Here is a 17,246-nt window from a genome sequence, read left to right as displayed (position 1 = left end):
AGGTGGCGGGGGTGGCGGACGAGTCGGTGGTACGACTGGTCGAGGCGACAAGGGCACGTCTGTAGCCGGGGAGCGCCCCTGACAGGGGCGCGGGGGAAGGAAGGGAACAACAAAAAAACACCAGCCCCCCCCCCCCCTTTCCCCCCGCTGCAGCACGTTCATCCGGTCACCGAACCATGGCTCAGGCGGCGGTGCAGGTCTTGCCGTCGAGGGTGAAGGACGTCGGCGCCGCGTTGCCGCCGGTGGAGGAGCCGTTGAAACCGAAGCTCACCGCCCCGCCCGCGGGGATGGAGTTCGTCCAGGACTCGGGGGTGACGTGGACGTCCGCCCCGTTCTGGGTCGCCTTGGCGTTCCACACCGAGTTGATCTTCTGCTGTCCGGGGAAGGCGAAGTCGAGCTTCCAGCCGTCGACCTTTCGGTCGGACGTGTTGCGCAGGGTGACGTCGGCGTTGAACGTGCTGCCCCAGTCGCTCAGCCGGTAGGTCACCGAGCAGGCGCCCGCACCACCGCCGTCGCCCGGGTCGGTGCCCCCGCTGCCGAAGACGCTGGCTTCCTTGGCCGTGGCCTTGATGCCGTTGGCCCCGTCGAACAGCCGCTTGCCCCAGCCGGTCAGTCGGCTCGCATCGAAGTTCTGGACCAGGTCGAGGTACTCGACACCGCTGCCGTTGCCGCTCCAGGACCAGCCCAGGTATCCGATGCCCGACGACTGGGCGGTGGACATGATGGCGTTCTCGTCCGGATTGCCGTCGGAGTGCATGTCGCCGAACTCGCCCACGACGACGGGGAGCTTGGCGGCGGTGAACCGGTTGAGGTAGTCGCTGACCTCGGCCGGGGTGTCGTAGACGCCGTACATGTGGATGTCGAAGAGGATGTTGCGGTCCGGGTCCGCGGCGAAGACGGCGGCGGCGTTGTCCCGCATGGTGAAGGACCAGTCCTGGCCCCAGTTGGGGGCGTCGACCATCAGGGTGTGGTTCAGGTCCGCGCCCCGCAGCCGACTGATGGCGGCCTTGGTGTCGGCGGTCCAGGCCGCGTAGCCGGTGTTGCCGAACGGCTCGTTGCCGATGTTGACCAGGACGTACTTCTCCTGCCCGACGAGGGCCTTTCGGACGCTGAGCCAGTAGTCGACGGCTTTGGACAGCGATGTGGCGGCGCCCGCCTCGCCGTATCCGGTGGTGTCGTGGGCCTCCAGGACGCAGATCAGCCGGTTCGCCTTGCACTGGGAGACGACCCTTGTGACATCCGCGGCGTCGTTCTTGGTCCACTGGTCGCCGGTGGCGAGCACCACGCGTACGGTGTTGGCACCCTTGGCCTTGATGTCCTTCAGGGCCTGGTCGGTCTTGTCCGGATACCAGGTGTGCGCGTGGTTGACGCCGCGCATCACAAAATCCTTGTTGTTGGCGTCCAGCAGTCGGCCGTCCCGGATGTGGAAGCCGGATGCGTCGGCTGCCTGGACGGACGGGGTGGCGGTGAGGAGTGCGGCGCAGGCAGCGAGGAGGGTTCCCGCGGCTACGGCGGCTCGTGTTCGTGTGACGACGGCTCGTGTTCGTCTCATCTACAGCTCCTGGTTCGACGGGCGCGCACCGGTCTCCGGGCAGCCCGGATCGGCGGCCCACGGCGCGGCGTTTCATCAGAGGCGGTGCGGGCCGCACACGCGACGGGTTCATCAGCACACCCTCTGACCTGCGACAAGCAGGGGACGGTGGGCTGCTCAGGGTGGTTCCCTCGGCGACGGCCACGACACTAGGGGCCTGGACAACGGAGCACAACGCTTTGGACGGAACCGGTTAAGTATTCATGTACAGCGCCGGTCCGCCGTCCTTCGCCAGCGGGTCCGGCCGGGACGGGACACCGTGCGGGCACAAGGGAGAGGCCGGGTGCCTTGACATGCTGGCGGGGCGAGCGTAGGAGTGACAAGTAAGCTTACGTTGTAAGGGACCGATCATGGTGTCCGAGCAGCGCAGACCGAAGGGCCCGTCCCGGGCAGCAGGTCGCCTGCGGGTCACGCATGCGGCGGCGCGCGGCCGCCGCGCTCATCCATGCAGTGCCGTCCAAGGAGGGCACCATGACTCTGGCCACTCCCTATCCCACTCAACTCGGCCTCAAGGGCACACGTCACATCGCCCGCTGGCGGCCGCTCGTGCAGTGGCTCCTCGCGGTTCCGCAACTGCTGATCGCCTACGCGCTCAGCCTGTTGCGCGAGGTGCTGACCTTCATCGCCTTCTTCACCGTGCTGTTCACCAGGCGCATCCCGCGTCCGCTCTTCGACGCGATCGCCATGACCTTCCGCTACGAGTGGCGCGTCGCGAGTTACGCGCTGTTCCTGCGCGAGGACTACCCGCCGTTCGACTTCCAGTCGGCCTCCGGCGATGACGGCCTCGACCCGCACACCGTCGTCACGTTCACGTATCCCGAGCGCCTGTCACGGTGGCGGCCGCTGGTCAAATGGCTGCTCGCCCTCCCCCACTACCTGATGCTTTTCCTCCTGAGCATCGCTGCGACGGCCGCCGTGATCGCGGGGTTCTTCGCCGTACTCGTCACCGCGGAATACCCCCAGGGCATCCGCGACTTCGTCGTCGGCGTCTACCGCTACAACCTGCGCGTACAGGCCTACGTCGGCCTGCTCACCGACAGCTACCCGCCCTTCGGTCTGCGGGCCGACTGACCCGTCATCGAACACGCCGCTGCCACTCCCCCGGCCGCACGCCGGTCGCCCTCCGGAAGAACACCGAGAAGTTCGACGCGTCGGGAAAGCCGAGCCGGCCGGCACAGGCGGCCGCGGTCAGGCGCTCGTGCGCGAGGAGCCGTTTGGCTTCCAGGACGACTCGGTCGACGATGTACGCCTTCGCCGTGCGGCCGGTGACCTGTTGCACCGCTCTTGAGAGTGTGCGCGGCGCGTACCCCAGAGCCCGGGCGTAGTAGCCCGCGTCGTGATGTTCCCGGAAGTGCGCTTCGACGCCGGCCCTGAAGAGTCGGAACACCGGGTTCGTCGACGAGGCCTCGCCGTGCGGCGGGCGGAGCCGGGCGATGAGCGCGGAGAGCAGGATCTCGGGCAACTCCGTCGGCGTGTCCACGGGCGGGGCGGACGCTTCGAGCACGAGGTGGTTGCGCGCGGCGTCGACGAACGGCCAGTCGGCGTCGGGCACGGTCCACCGCGCGACCAGGTCCGGGGCGGCGACGAGCGCCCGGGTGGCGTGGGTGACCGGCGCGGTCGAGACGAACAGCACGACGTGGCCCGACACACCGGCGATGTCGTCCCACCGGTGCACCGCTCCGGGCGCGACCCACACCGCGGACCGCTCGCGGAGCGGGTGCACGGAGAAGTCCACGGTGACCGATCCGTGCCCGGCGTCGACGACGGCGAGGACGTGGAAGTCGGCTCGCTGCGTGCCGCCGTCGTTCAGCTCGCGAAGGCGGCCGAACGTCATCGTCTCGACAGCGGCGGCGCCGCGCCCGACGGGCTGGTAGGTCATCTGCCGGATCGCGGTCACGTGTCCAGTTTCCACCATCGGGCGACCAGTCACGCCCATGCCTCGAAACGGGCTGCTGAGATCCAATCGGTGGCGGAGGGCCACCTCCGGTCACTGAGCACACTGAGCGAGGAATTGCGATGAGCACGACACAGCAGCCGCTACTGCCCACTTACGACCATCAGCCGGGAGCGGGGCCGACCCTGGTGTTCCTGCACTACTGGGGTGGTTCCGCCCGTACCTGGGACCTCGTCGTCGACCGCCTCGCGGGCCGCGACGTCCTCACGGTCGACTTCCGCGGGTGGGGCCGCTCGAGCACCCTGCCCGGCCCCTACACGCTCCGCCGGCTCGCGGACGACACGCTCGCCGTGATCGCCGACGCGGGCGTCGCCGACTACGTCCTCGTCGGCCATTCCATGGGCGGCAAGGTCGCGCAACTGATCGCGGCGACCCGGCCCGTCGGTCTTCGAGGGATCACCCTCGTCGGTTCCGGCCCGGCGAAGCCCGCCGCGGAGATCACTCCCGAGTACCGGGAAGCCCTCTCCCACGCCTACGACTCCGACGAGTCCACCGCCGGCGCACGGGACACCGTCCTCACCGCGACCGAGCTGCCCGCATCGGTCAAGTCGCAGGTCGTGACCGACTCGCGTTCCGGTGCCGATGCCGCCCGCACGGAGTGGCCGCTGCGCGGCATCGCGGAGGACATCACCGAGCACACCCGCATGATCAGCGTCCCCGCACTCGTCGTCGCCGGAGAGAACGACCGCGTCGAGCCCGTCGACGTGCTCCGTGACAACCTGGTGCCCTACCTCTCCGACGCCGAGTTCATGGTGATCCCGGACACGGGCCACCTGATCCCGCTGGAGTCTCCGGCCGAACTCGTCGGCGCGATCACCGCCTTCGTGCCGGTCGGCTGATTCGCCGTGCCAGTGCGGTGAACGCGGCAGGGGCGGCGTCCCTTGCGGACGCCGCCCCCTACGTCACTGACCGGGGAGTTACTTGACGTTGACGCCGGTCCAGGCGGCGGCCACGCGCTTGTACTCGGTGGAGTTCGCGCCGTACAGGTCCTTCGCGGCCTTCAGCGTGCCCTTACGAGCCGCCTTGTAGTTCGTCGTCGACGTGAAGTACGTCGTCAGGGCCTTGTACCAGATCTTCTCGGCCTTGCCGCGGCCGATGCCCAGCACCTTGGAGCCGTCGGCGGTCGGCGAGTTGTAGTTGACGCCGTTGATCCGCTTCTTGCCGCTGCCCTCGGACAGCAGGTAGAAGAAGTGGTTGGCGATGCCCGAGGAGTAGTGGACATCGACGTTCCCGGCGTTGGCGCTCCACTTGTCCAGGGAGCCGCCGTCCTTGCTCGGCTTGTCCATGTAGCGCAGCGGGGAGCCGTCGCCGTTGATGTCGATCTTCTCACCGATGAGGTAGTCGCCGACGTCCTTGGGGTTCTTGGCCTTGAACTCCACGGCGGTGGCGAAGATGTCGGAGGTGGCCTCGTTCAGGCCGCCGGACTCACCGCTGTACTCCATGTTGCCGGTGGCCGAGGTGACGCCGTGGGTCATCTCGTGGGCCGCGACGTCGATCGAGGTGAGGGGCTTCTTGTTGCCCTCGCCGTCGCCGTACGTCATGCAGAAGCAGCTGTCGTCCCAGAAGGCGTTGACGTAGCCGTTGCCGAAGTGGACGCGCGAGGTCGCGCCCTTGCCGTCGCCGTTGATGCCCTTGCGGCCGTGGACCGACTTGTAGTAGTCCCAGGTCAGCTGGGCGCCGTAGGCGGCGTCGACGGCGGCGGTCTGCGCGTTCGAGGGCTTGCCGTTGCCCCAGACGTCGTTGGCGTCCTTGAAGAGCTTTCCGTTGCCGCTCTCCGCGTGCTTCAGGTCGTAGGTGCGGTGGCTGCCGCGGGCCGTGTCGGTCAGCTCGTAGCCGCTCGCGACCTTCTTGGAGCCGACCTTGACCTTGCCGCTGTACTGGCTGTTGCCGGTGCCGTTCTCGATGGCCTGGTACTGGTACAGCTTCTTGCCGGTCGCGGCGTCCGTGATGACGTGCAGCCGGCTGGGCGTGCCGTCCTTCTGCACGCCGGTGACGACGGTTTCGTACGCGAGGACGGGCTTGCCGGAGGCGGCCCAGATCACCTTGCGCGGGGCCTGCGCGTCGGCCTGCGCGGTCTTCGCCTTCGCGGCGGTCGACTCGGCCGACTTGGCGACGGCCGACTTGCCGAGCTTCGCGTCCGTGGAGGCGACCTTGACGGTGGCCTCGGTCGCCTTGGTGACGCCCTTCAACTCGCCGCTCTTGGCGGTGTGCACGACGAGGTCGCCGCCGAGGACGGGCAGACCGTCGTAGGTGCGCTCGTAGCGGGTGTGCGTGGTGCCGTCGGCGTCCTTGACGACGTCGCGGACGGCCAGCTTCTCCTTGGCACCGAGGCCGATCTTGTCGGCGGTCGCCGATCTCTCGGCGCTCGCGTCCTGGAGAAGGTCCGCGCGGGCCGACGCCGAGAGGGCGACGGGAGAGCCGGACGGCTCGGTGCCCTTGTCCGGCTGGGCGGAGGCACCGGTGGTCAGTCCGGTGGCGAGCAGCGCTCCTGCGGCGACCGCGGTGGAGATCGCCAGCATCGAACGCTTACGGGATATGTGAGAGGTCACGCGGGCTCCATCTGTGGGGGTCCGGGAGGCCTTGAGTGCCGCCCGGAGCAGAAAAGACGCGACGCGGGCGTGCAGCGTGGTGCTGTACGTGCAGCGTGTTGCGGGGAAGCGTGCCATTCGAGCCAGGTACATGTCAGCATTTTTGTTGGATGTTGGCCGAATATGGTTCGTTGAGCGACGGTTGACGTACGCAATGCGAACACTTCGTGAACGCGAGCGGCACGCCCGCCTCCGCCTGCGCATCCAACGCGTACGCATCCAACGCGTGGGCATCCAAGCTGCCCTGCACGCCCGCGCCATGAGCCTCCTGCGACCTGAACAGGACCTTCCTATTCGTTCGGGATCCGCACGGCGGCATTCGCTGTTACGGTCCTTAAAGGGGTCTCCATTCAGCGTGCAACAAGCCGCACAGAGAAGGGCATTGCCTTCATGGCTCATCAGATCGATTCCACCGAACTCCTCCTTTCCTACGTCAGGGACGTGTCCCTCCGCGACGACGACGTTCTGAGAGGGCTGCGGGAGGAAACGGCGCAGCTGCCCGGGGGTACGGCCATGCAGGTCATGGCGGAGGAAGGGCAGTTGCTCGCCCTTCTCGTCCGGCTCACCGGCGCCCGGTCGGTGCTGGAGCTCGGCACCTTCACCGGTTACAGCACGCTGTGCATGGCCCGTGCGCTGCCCGCCGACGGCAAGGTCGTGACCTGCGACGTCACTGACCGGTGGCCCGACATCGGCGCCGGGTACTGGAAGCGGGACGGCGTCGGCGACCGGATCGAGCTGCGCGTCGGGGACGCGAAGGACACTCTGGACGAGCTCCTCGCGGAGCGGGGCGCCGGGTCGTTCGACCTCGTATTCATCGACGCCGACAAGACCAACTACCGCGCCTATTACGAAAAGGCGCTCACCCTTACCAGGAGCGGGGGTCTTCTGGTCATCGACAACACTTTGTTCTTCGGGCGCGTCGCGGACCCGGAATTCGACGACGCGGACACCGTCGCCATTCGCGAGCTCAATTCGGCGCTCACCGCGGACGAGCGCGTGGACATTTCCCTTCTGCCGATGGCGGACGGCATCACCCTGGCCCGCAAGCGCTGATGTCCGCGTGCTGACGCGGGGCGGTCCCGGGGCGCGTGGCGCTCGTTCCGGGGCCGCCCCGGCGGCTTCCGCTCGCCGTCGTCCCTCAGGTCAGAGCGACCGCGCTCACCTTGACCGTCGTCGACGCCGGGCGCGGGGCGGGCCGCAGATGCAGACGCTGGAGGTCGTCCACCGCCTGCGGGAGGGTCGCGACGCAGGAGCACGGGTCGCCGTCCGTGAACCCCGCGAAGCGGTAGGCGATCTCCATCATGCGGTTGCGCTCGGTGGGTCGGAAGTCGGCCACGAGATGGGTGTCCGCGCGGGCCGCCTCGTCGATGAGCCAGTTGAGGATGGTCGCGCCCGCGCCGAAGGACACCACGCGGCACGAGGTGGCGAGGAGTTTGAGGTGCCACGCCTCCGGGCGGCGCTCCAGGAGCAGCACGCCCACGGCGCCGTGCGGGCCGAAGCGGTCCGTGAGCGTGACCACCAGGACCTCGTGACCGGGATCGGTGCGGAGCCGGCGCAGGTCGGCGTCGGAGTAGTGCACTCCGGTGGCGTTCATCTGGCTGGTGCGCAGGGTGAGTTCCTCGACGCGCGACAGCTCCTCGTCGGTGGCGCGGCCGATGCGCATGTCCAGTTCCAGGGAGCGCAGGAAGTCCTCGTCCGGCCCGGTCGCCTCGGCCCGGGCGGCGTCGCGCAGGAAACCCGCCTGGTACATCTGACGCCGCCGCCGGGAGTCCACCGTCTGCATGGGCGGAGTGAACTCCGGGCGCGTGGGCAGGAGCTGGGCGGCCTCGGCATCGTAGCAGCGGACCTCGGGCAGGTGGTAGGTGACCTCGGCGCGTTCGGCGGGCTGGTCGTCGATGAAGCCGACGGTGGTCAGGGCGAAGCCCAGGGTGTCGGCTATCCGGCGTACGGACTCCGACTTGGGTCCCCAGCCGATCCGCGGCAGCACGAAGTACTCGGCGACGCCGAGCTTCTCCAGGCGGGCCCACGCCGTCTCGTGGTCGTTCTTGCTGGCGACGGACTGGAGGATGCCGCGGGAGTCCAGCTCCACGACGACATCGCGTATCGCGTCCGGCAGCGTCACCTCGCCGTCCTCCAGGAGGGTCCCCTGCCACAGCGTGTTGTCGAGGTCCCAGACCAGACATTTCAGTACGGGGGCGGTGGCGGGGGCGGGGGACGCGGCCGACGCGTCGTGGGTCCCCGGGGTCGCCGTGGTCCCCGGGGTCGCCATGGCCCCCGTGGTCGCCGTGGGTGTGTTCGCTCCGGTGGTTGTCACTCCGATTCCCTTCACACGCTGCTGCCGAGGACGTGCCGGGCCAGCATCAACTGGCACATCTCATTGCTGCCTTCGATGATTTCCATCAGCTTGGCGTCGCGGTGGGCGCGGGCCACCAGGTGCCCGTCCTGGGCTCCCGCGGAGGCCAGGACCTGGACGGCGGTGGCCGCGCCACGGGCCGCGTTGACCGCGCTGACGTGCTTGGCCAGGACGGTGGCCACGACCTGTTCCGGTGAGCCCTCGTCCCAGCAGCGCGAGGCGTGCTCGCAGGCGCGGGTGGCGTTCTGCTCGGCGACGTAGAGCTCGGCGAGGTGCCGGGCGACGAGCTGGTGCTCGCCCAGCGGCACGCCGAACTGCTCGCGCGTGGCGGCGTGCCGGGCGGCGGCCGTCAGACAGCCGCGCAGGATGCCGACGCACCCCCAGGCCACGGACATGCGGCCGTAGGCGAGAGCGGTGGTGACCAGCAGCGGCAAGGGCAGTGACGAGCCGCCGAGCACGTGGGCGGCCGGGACCCGCACCGCGTCGAGGGCGATGTCGGCGTGCCCGGCCGCGCGACAGCCGAGCGGGTCGGCGACACGCGTGACACGGACGCCGGGCGTGTCCGCGGGAACGACGACGGCCACCGCCTCGTCCCCGCCCGCGCCGTCCGCGCCGCCCGCGTCCTCTTCGCCGGCACCGTCGTCGTACCGGCCGAACAGGACGAGCAGATCGGCGTAGTGCGCCGCGGTCACCCAGACCTTGTGGCCGTCGAGGACGACCGTGTCGCCGTCGCGGCGCACCCGGGTCGTCATGGCGGACAGGTCGCTTCCGGCGCCGCGTTCGCTGAACCCGGCCGCCGCGAGCTCGCCGCCGGTGAGCCGCGGCAGGAACGCCGTGCGCTGCTCGGCGGTGCCGAAGCGCTCGATGGTCCAGGCCGCCATGCCCTGCGACGTCATCACGGACCGCAGCGAGCTGCACAGGCTGCCGACGTGCGCGGTGAACGCCCCGCCGGCCGCGCTGGACAGGGCCCGGCCGCCGTACGCGGCAGGGACCTGGGCACACAGCCGTCCGGCGGCGCCGAGCTCCCTCAGCAGGCCGATGGGCAGCAGCCCCGCCCGGTCCCAGGCGTCGGCCTCACCGGCCACCCGGGCGGTGACGTCGGCCATCGCCTCCCCCAGCGAGGCCGCCTCGTCCGAGGCGGGTGAGTCGGTCAGCGGCGAGTCGGTCAGCAGCTGGTCACTCACCCGTTCCTCCGGCCGCCGCCGTCCGGAGCCGCTCCACGAGCGCCGTCATCGACGCGACCGTACGGAAGTTGTCCAGGCGCAGGTCGGCGCCGCGGACGGAGACGCCGAAGGACTTCTCCAGGTGCACGACGAGCTCCATCGCGAACAGCGAGGAGAGCCCGCCGGAGGAGAAGAGATCGGCGTCCGTCTCCCAGGAACGCTTGGTCCGCGCCTCCAGGAAGCGCAGGATCTCCTTCTCGGTGGCCTCGGTGTCGCCGGTGGCGTCGGTCTCGAAGCTGCTCATCAGTTCTCCTCCTGGTATGCGTAGAATCCGCGGCCGGTCTTACGGCCGAGTTGGCCCTGCCGGACCTTGTCGAGCAGCAGGTCGCAGGGGCGACAGCCCTCGTCCCCGGTGTGCTGGTGCAGCACGCGCAGCGAGTCCACCAGGTTGTCGATGCCGATCAGGTCGGCGGTGCGCAGCGGGCCTGTGGGGTGGCCGAGGCAGCCCTCCATGAGGGCGTCGACGGCCTCGACCGTCGCGGTGCCCTCCTGCACGACCCGGGCCGCGTCGTTGATCATCGGGTGCAGGACGCGGCTGGTGACGAAGCCGGGGGCGTCCCGCACGACGACCTGCTTGCGGGCCAGGGCGGTGAGCAGGGCGCCCACCGCGGTCATGGTCTCCTCGCCGGTCCTGGCGCCTCTGATGACCTCGACGGTCGGGATCAGGTACGGCGGGTTCATGAAGTGCGTGCCGACGACGTCCTCGGCGCGCTCCGCGTACCCGGCGAGCTCGTCGATGGGGATGGACGAGGTGTTCGAGATCAGCGGGGTGCCGGGGCGCACCCGGGCCGAGACGTCCGCGAGCACCTTGGCCTTGAGTTCGGCGACCTCGGTGATGGCCTCGACGACGGCGGTGGCGTCACCGACGCCGTCTGTGGTGGTGGCCCGTTCGAGGGCGCCGGTGCCGGCGGCGGTCGGGAGGTGGCCCATCAGCTGCGCCATGCGCAGTTCGCGGTCGATGTCGTCCCGGGCCCGGTCGAGCCGCTGCTCGTCGACGTCGATGAGCAGGACCGGTATGCCGTGTCCGAGGGCGAGGGCGGTGATGCCCACTCCCATGACCCCGGCGCCGAGGACGGCGATGCGGTGCGGACCGGCGTGGGGATCGGGGGCGGTGTGCGACGGATCGGGGGTGGTGTGCGGGTCAGGGGTGGTGTGCGGCGCTGGCGTCATGCGCCTCTCCTAGGGTGCTGGTGGGACGTCAGGGTGTGGTGGTGGGGCGGGATGTGGTGGTGGTCGAGGAGGTGAGGACAGTGCCGAGCCAGTCGGTGACGGCCTGGGCCGTGGTGGCGACGTGCTCCTCCATGAGGGAGAAGTGGTCGCCCGGCACGTCGACGACGCTCTGGGCCGTCGGCCAGGTGGCCCGCCAGTCGCCCACGCCGGGGTCCGGTTCGCTGAGGGGTTCGCTCGCGCGGACGAGGAGGGTGGGCGCCTGCACGGCGGGCGGCGTCCAGGTGTCGAGGAGGCGGAAGTAGCGGCCCATCGCGGTGAGCCGGGTGCCGTCCATGGGGGCGGCCCGTTCCTCGCGCGCGAACATTCCGCCGATCAGTACGTCGTTGAACTGGGTCATCCCTTCGTTGTCCGAGAGGTAGGTGTCGAGCAGCACCACGGCGGCCGGGCCGGCGCCCAGCTCCTCCAGGCGGGCCGCGACGCCGTGCGCGAGGGTGCCGCCGGAGGAGGAGCCCATCAGGACGAGGGGCCGGTCGCCGAGCTCCGTTCGGAGGGTGCGCGCCTGGAAGTCGAGGAGCGCGGACATCTCGGCCGGGACCGGCTCGCCCGGCAGGAACCCCGGGGCCGCGAGGGCGCTGACGCCGTAGCGGTCACGGAAGCGGGCGGCGAAGCGCGCGTACTGGTGTGCGCCGCCCAGCGCGACGACGGAGCCGAAGCAGACCAGCTGGGGGGCACTGTCGTCGCGGCACAGGCGCAGCAGCTCCGGCCTGGCCTCCGCGGCCATGAGTTCGCTTGCGGTGCGGAAGTCGGGGCGCAGGGCGGCGGCGTGCTTCAGGAGCGCGATGCCGTCGTCGACCCGGCCCAGTTCGCACGCCTGCCGGAAGAGGATGCCGACGGGATCGCCGGTCTCGGCCCGCCCGGTCGTGAGCTGTTGGGTCGTGAGTTGTCCGGCCGTGAGTTGATCGGTCGTGGGCTGCCCGGTCGCGGGCCCGTCCTCGAACCCGTCCGTCGCCGCGGCCAGTTCGGTGCGCAGATGCTCGGCCAGGCGGGCCGGGGTGCCGTTGTCGAGGACCGTGGTGGGGCGCAGACGCAGACCGGTACGGGCGGCGAGCCGGTTGCGCAGCTCGACCGCGGTCAGCGAGTCGAAGCCGACGGAGAGGAACGCGTCGTCGGCGCCCAGGGCTTCGGACGTGGTGTGTCCGAGCACGTCGGCGGCCTGCCCCAGGACGAGGTCGAGGAGGATACCCCCGTGCTCGGCCTCGTCGGCCGCGGCGAGGCGCTCCCGCAACGGCGCACTGTCGGGCACGGCGCGGGGGCCGGTCTGCGCCTTGACGAGAGAGCGCAGGAGCGGTGGCACGGTCCGGCCCCGGTAGGCGGCGAGGTCGAGGTGGACGGGTACGAGGACGGGCCCGTGGGGCGCGGAAGGGGCGAGGGCGCCGTCGAACAGCGCCATGCCCTCCGCCGCCGTGAGGCCGCGCACGCCGCTGCGGTCCATGCGCCGCAGGTCGGTGTCGGACAGGTCGGCGGTCAGGCCGCTGCGCCGCTCCCACAGGCCCCAGGCCAGTGAGGTGGCGGGCAGGCCGAGGCGGTGGCGTTCCGTCATGAGGGCGTCGAGTGCGGCGTTGGCCGCGGCGTACGTGGACTGGCCGGGGTTGCCGAAGACTCCGGCGGCCGACGAGTAGACGACGAAGGCCGTCAGGTCCGCGTCCTGGGTGAGGGCGTGCAGGTGGTGGGCCCCGTCCACCTTGGGCCGCAGCACGGAGCTCAGCCGCTCGGCGGTCTGCGCCTCGAGGAGGCCGTCGTCGAGGACGCCGGCGGTGTGGACGACGGCGCGCAGCGGGTGCTCCGCCGGTATCCCGGCCAGGACGTGGGCGACGGCTTCGCGGTCCGCGACGTCGCAGACCGCGAACGTCACGTCGGCGCCCGACTCCCGCAGTTCGTCGGCCAGTTCGGCCGCTCCCGGGCTGTCGACGCCCCTGCGGCCGAGCAGCAGCAGGTGGCGTACTCCGTGCCGGGTGACGAGGTGGCGGGCGAGGATGCCCGCGAGGACGCCGCCTCCACCCGTGAGCAGGACGGTGCCGTCCGGGTCGAACGTCCCCTCGGCGGTCTCGGCCCCCTCCGCCTCCACGGCGTCCTCGGCGTCCCGGGCGTCCTTCGCGTTCTCGGCAGGCGGCGCGGCGCGGACGAGCCGGGGTACGCGCAATACCCCTCCCCGGAGCGCCAGTTGGGGTTCTCGGGTGGCGAGTGCGGCGGGCAGGGCCGCGGCCGTGGCCTTCGGGTCGTCGGTGTCGAGCAGGACGAACCGGCCCGGGTGTTCGAGCTGGGCCGAGCGCAGCAGCCCCCAGACGGCGGCGGAGGCGACGGACACGGGTTCCGAGCCGGGACCGGTCGCGCCCCGGGTGAGGACGACCAGCGGGACGGTCGCGGACGCGGCGTCCGCGAGCCAGGCGCGCAGGTGGTCCAGGGCGGCCGCGGCGACGGCGTGCACCGCATCGGGTGCGTCGCCGACGGTCGTCGGCGAGCAGGGCAGCACGACCGCGTCGGCGCCGTCGGCCGTACCGGTCGCGGGGGCGAAGTCTTCCGGCAGCAGCCGGGCGTCATGCTCCCCGAGCACCGCCCAGCGACCGCGGGCGGGCGGCGCGGAGGGCCGCTCCGCCGGGATCCAGTCCACGCGGTACAGCGAGCGGTCGAGGACGCGCAGTCCGTCGTACGAGACCGCCCTCAGCGTCAACGACCCGATGTCCGCGACGAGTCGGCCGTCCTCGCCGGTGATGCGCACGCTCACCGCGTCGGTGCCGTCGGGGCGCAGGGACACGCGCAGTGTCCGCCCGGCGCCCGGACCGAAGGTCACGCGGCTCCACGAGAACGGCAGGGGTACGCCGTCCCCTTGCGTATCGACTTGCGTGTCCATGGCTCGCAGGCCGGCCGTCTGGAGAGCCGCGTCCAGCAGCGCGGGGTGCACGGCGAAGGCATCCGTCACCCCGTCGGGCAGGGTCACCTCGGCGAAGACGTCGTCCCCGCGCCCCCAGGCGGCGCGCAGCCCTTGGAAGGCGGGCCCGTACTCGACGCCCTCGGCCTCCATGGCGCCGTACAGGTCGTCGACGCTCAGCTCCCGGGCGTCCTCGGGCGGCCACACCGTCGGGGCGGCGGGCGCCGGGTGTTCCGCCGTGCCGGGCGCGAGATGGCCGCTCGCGTGCTGGGTCCAGTCCTCCCCCGACGCGCTTTCACCGGAGGTGTCCTCGGCCCGGGAGTGGAACGCGACCGTGCGCCGCCCCTGCTCGTCCACGGGGCCCACGGTGAGCCGCAGTTGGACGGCCGCCGCTTCGTCGGTCGCGGGCAGGATCAGCGGGGCGGCGAGCGTCAGTTCCTCGACCTGTGCGCAACCGAGCAGGCCGCCGGCGTGCACCGCCATCTCCAGGAAGGCGACGCCGGGCAGCAGGACGGTGCCGGAGACGGCGTGGTCGGCGAGCCACGGGTGGGCGGCCGTCGACAGCCTCCCGGTGAAGAGGGTGCCGCCGCCGGGCAGGTCGACCGCGGCGCCGAGCAGCGGGTGGCCGGGGTCGCTCTGGCCTGCCGAGGCCGGGTCGCCACCGGGGGCGGGCGCGTCGAGCCAGTAGCGCTGCCGCTGGAAGGCATACGTGGGCAGGTCGACGCGGCGGGCCCCGGTCCCCTCGTACGCGGGCCGCCAGTCGACCGGGACACCGGCCGCGTACGCCTCGCCCAGAGCGAGCAGCAGCCGTCGCGGGCCGCCCTCGTCGCGCCGCAGGGTGCCGATCACCTCCACGTCGTGCAGGTCGGCGTCGGCCGCCGTGTCCGCGATGCCGTAGGTGAGCGTGGGGTGCGGGCTGACCTCTACGAAGGTGCGGTGGCCCGCGTCGAGCAGTCGGCGCACGGCCGCGTGGAAGCGTACGGGCTCGCGCAGGTTGCGGAACCAGTAGTCCGCGGTCAGGCCTTCGGCGGTGAGCCAGTCGGCGTCGACGGCGGAGAGCAGCGGGATCGCGGGCGTGCGCGGGGTGATGCCGACGAGCGCGGTGTGCAGTTCGTCCCGTACGGCGTCGACGGCGCCGGAGTGGGACGCGTAGTCGACCGGGATGTTCCAGGCCATGAGGCCCTGTCCGGACAGGTCGGCGACGAGGTCGTGGACGGCGGCCGCCGGGCCCGCGACGACCACGACGCGAGGTCCGTTGACGGCCGCGACGGACACGTCACCGCCGCGTGCGGCGAGCAGTTCCTCCGCCTCGTCCCCCGACATCATCAGCGTCGCCATGCCGCCCCCGCCGGTGACGCCGGCCAGGGCGCGGCTGCGCAGCGCGACGACGCGGGCCGCGTCGTCCAGGGTCAGGGCGCCCGCGACGCAGGCCGCCGCGGCCTCCCCTTGGCTGTGCCCGACGACGGCGGCGGGCTCGACACCGTACGAGCGCCACACCTCCGCGAGCGAGACCATCACCGCGAACAGCGCGGGCTGCAGGACCTCCACGCGGTCCAGGGACGGCGCGCCGGGTCCGCCGCGCAGTACCGCCTCCAGGGACCAGTCCGTGTACGGGGCGAAGGCCCGCTCGCAGTCGGCCATGCGGGCGGCGAACACCGGGGAGGCGTCGAGGAGTTCGGTCGCCATGCCGGGCCACTGGGCGCCGAGTCCGGGGAAGACGAACACCGCCTTGCGGCCGCCGCGCGGGGCGGTGCCGGTGGCGCCTTCGGTGAGGAGTTCGCCGCGCGCCAGTGCGCCGAGGCCGTCGAGGAGTTCGGCGCGGCCGGACCCGACGACGACGGCGCGGTCGGCGAACCGGGAGCGGCCGGTGGCCAGGGAGAGACCGATGTCGGCGGGGTGCGGCGCCGGATCGGCCAGGACGTGGGCGTGCAGCGCGGCGGCCTGTCCGCGCAGCGCCGCCGCGCCCTTGGCGGACAGCGGCCAGGCGACCGGGCCTTCGAACTCCTGCCGCTCGTCCGCCGGTTCGTCGGGGGCCTGTTCCAGGACGACGTGGGCGTTGGTGCCGCTGGCCCCGAAGGAGGAGACCCCGGCGCGGCGCGGGCGGCCCGTGGCGGGCCACTTCGTCGCGGCGGTGAGCAGGGAGACGGCGCCTTCCGTCCAGTCGACCTGCGGGGTGGGCCGGTCGATGTGCAGGGTGCGCGGCAGCAGGCCGTGGCGGAGCGCGAGGACCGTCTTGATGACACCGCCGACTCCGGCGGCCGCCTGGGTGTGGGTGAGGTTCGACTTGAGGGAGCCGACCCACAACGGTCGGTCGGCGGGCCGCTGTTGCCCGTACGTGGCGAGCAGGGCCTGTGCCTCGATGGGGTCGCCGAGCACGGTGCCGGTGCCGTGCGCCTCGACGGCGTCGACCTCGGCCGGGGTGAGTCCGGCGCTGTCCAGGGCTTGTCGGATGACGCGTTCCTGGGCGGGCCCGTTGGGCGCGGTGAGGCCGTTGCTCGCGCCGTCCTGGTTGACGGCCGAGCCGCGGACGACGGCGAGGACCGGGTGGCCGTTGCGGCGGGCGTCCGACAGGCGCTCCAGGAGAACCATGCCGGCGCCCTCACCGAAGCCCGCGCCGTCGGCCGCGGCGGAGAAGGACTTGCAGCGGCCGTCCGGTGCGAGGCCGCGCTGCCTGCTGAATCCGACGTAGAAGCCGGGCGTCGCCATCACCGTCACACCGCCCGCGAGGGCCAGAGTGGCCTCGCCCGCCCGCAGGGCCTGGCAGGCCAGGTGGAGGGCGACGAGCGAGGAGGAGCAGGCGGTGTCCAGGGTGACCGCGGGCCCCTCCAGGCCCAGGGTGTAGGCGACGCGGCCGGAGGCGACACTGGCGATGGAGCCGGTGCCGAGGAAGCCCTCCAGCTCCTCGGGCACGCGGGCGAGACGGGAGCCGTACTCGCTGTAGATGACGCCCGCGTAGACACCGGTGCGGCTGCCCTTGAGGGTGCGGGGGTCGATGCCCGCCCGCTCGATCGCCTCCCAGGACGTTTCCAGGAGAAGGCGCTGCTGCGGGTCCATGGCGAGGGCCTCGCGGGGCGAGATGCCGAAGAAGCCGGGGTCGAAGGCGCACGCGTCGTGGAGGAATCCGCCTTCGCGCGTGTACGAGGTTCCCGGCGCGTCCGGGTCGTCGTCGAAGACGCCGTCGAGGTCCCAGCCCCGGTCGGCGGGGAAGCCGGTGACGGCGTCCCGCTCCTTGACGAGCAGTTCCCACAGGTCTTCCGGCGACTCGACGCCGCCGGGGAAGCGGCAGCTCATCGCCACCACGGCGACCGGCTCGCGGGCGCCGTCCGCCTCGTCGGCGAGCCTGCGGTTCTCCTGACGCAGGCGCTGGTTGTCGAGGAGGGAGGCCCGCAGAGCCTCGACCACCTGGTCGTCCGTGGACATGTTCTTCCCTTCTTCCCGCGC

General features: G+C 71.7%; 11 protein-coding genes. 3 read left to right on the top strand and 8 right to left on the bottom strand.

Annotation, left to right across the window (positions count from 1 at the left end):
- Nucleotides 1-181: 181 nt before the first annotated feature.
- Nucleotides 182-1,552 carry a cellulase family glycosylhydrolase gene (locus tag AC07DO_RS37790; protein WP_479066661.1) on the bottom strand — a complete coding sequence of 457 codons (1,371 nt, stop codon included), beginning with the start codon at nucleotides 1,550-1,552 and terminating at the stop codon, nucleotides 182-184.
- A gap of 510 nt (nucleotides 1,553-2,062) precedes the next feature.
- On the opposite strand from AC07DO_RS37790, the gene AC07DO_RS37785 reads away from it, so the two are divergent.
- Nucleotides 2,063-2,662, top strand: a complete 600-nt coding sequence (locus AC07DO_RS37785; RefSeq protein ID WP_479066659.1) for a DUF4389 domain-containing protein — start codon at nucleotides 2,063-2,065, stop codon at nucleotides 2,660-2,662.
- Nucleotides 2,663-2,666: 4 nt separating this feature from the next.
- Here the strand turns inward: AC07DO_RS37785 and AC07DO_RS37780 are convergent, their stop codons facing one another.
- Entirely contained in the window at nucleotides 2,667-3,506 is an 840-nt protein-coding gene (locus AC07DO_RS37780) for a helix-turn-helix domain-containing protein (protein ID WP_479066657.1), read from the bottom strand.
- A gap of 101 nt (nucleotides 3,507-3,607) precedes the next feature.
- Between AC07DO_RS37780 and AC07DO_RS37775 the strand changes: the two genes are divergently transcribed.
- Entirely contained in the window at nucleotides 3,608-4,384 is a 777-nt protein-coding gene (locus AC07DO_RS37775; protein WP_479066656.1) for an alpha/beta fold hydrolase, read from the top strand.
- A 78-nt stretch (nucleotides 4,385-4,462) separates the two neighbouring features.
- On the opposite strand, the gene AC07DO_RS37770 is transcribed toward AC07DO_RS37775, so the two are convergent.
- A complete protein-coding gene (locus AC07DO_RS37770; protein WP_479066654.1) occupies nucleotides 4,463-6,094 on the bottom strand; it encodes a M4 family metallopeptidase in 1,632 nt (543 codons plus the stop codon).
- A 429-nt stretch (nucleotides 6,095-6,523) separates the two neighbouring features.
- Here AC07DO_RS37770 and AC07DO_RS37765 point away from each other — a divergent pair, with 429 nt between their 5' ends.
- Nucleotides 6,524-7,186 carry an O-methyltransferase gene (locus tag AC07DO_RS37765; protein ID WP_479066652.1) on the top strand — a complete coding sequence of 221 codons (663 nt, stop codon included), beginning with the start codon at nucleotides 6,524-6,526 and terminating at the stop codon, nucleotides 7,184-7,186.
- An 85-nt stretch (nucleotides 7,187-7,271) separates the two neighbouring features.
- Here AC07DO_RS37765 and AC07DO_RS37760 read toward each other — a convergent pair whose 3' ends face one another.
- The 5 genes from AC07DO_RS37760 to AC07DO_RS37740 all read right to left on the bottom strand — a co-directional run bounded on the left by AC07DO_RS37760 (nucleotide 7,272) and on the right by AC07DO_RS37740 (nucleotide 17,225).
- Nucleotides 7,272-8,321, bottom strand: a complete 1,050-nt coding sequence (locus AC07DO_RS37760) for an HAD-IIIC family phosphatase (protein WP_479066677.1) — start codon at nucleotides 8,319-8,321, stop codon at nucleotides 7,272-7,274.
- A 137-nt stretch (nucleotides 8,322-8,458) separates the two neighbouring features.
- Nucleotides 8,459-9,592, bottom strand: a complete 1,134-nt coding sequence (locus AC07DO_RS37755; RefSeq protein WP_479066675.1) for an acyl-CoA dehydrogenase family protein — start codon at nucleotides 9,590-9,592, stop codon at nucleotides 8,459-8,461.
- Nucleotides 9,593-9,662: 70 nt separating this feature from the next.
- Nucleotides 9,663-9,953 carry an acyl carrier protein gene (locus AC07DO_RS37750; protein ID WP_479066650.1) on the bottom strand — a complete coding sequence of 97 codons (291 nt, stop codon included), beginning with the start codon at nucleotides 9,951-9,953 and terminating at the stop codon, nucleotides 9,663-9,665.
- Nucleotides 9,953-10,879 carry a 3-hydroxyacyl-CoA dehydrogenase family protein gene (locus tag AC07DO_RS37745; RefSeq protein WP_479066648.1) on the bottom strand — a complete coding sequence of 309 codons (927 nt, stop codon included), beginning with the start codon at nucleotides 10,877-10,879 and terminating at the stop codon, nucleotides 9,953-9,955. Before AC07DO_RS37745 ends, AC07DO_RS37750 begins: the two co-directional genes overlap by 1 nt.
- A 28-nt stretch (nucleotides 10,880-10,907) precedes the next feature.
- Nucleotides 10,908-17,225 (bottom strand): type I polyketide synthase, encoded by a 6,318-nt coding sequence (locus AC07DO_RS37740; protein WP_479066646.1) that lies wholly within the window; start codon nucleotides 17,223-17,225, stop codon nucleotides 10,908-10,910.
- Nucleotides 17,226-17,246: the final 21 nt, after the last annotated feature.

It is taken from the genome of Streptomyces sp. NPDC045678 (genome assembly GCF_056432085.1).
The sequence above is the reverse complement of the archived record's forward strand: the minus strand, read 5'-3'. Positions and strand labels throughout refer to the sequence as shown.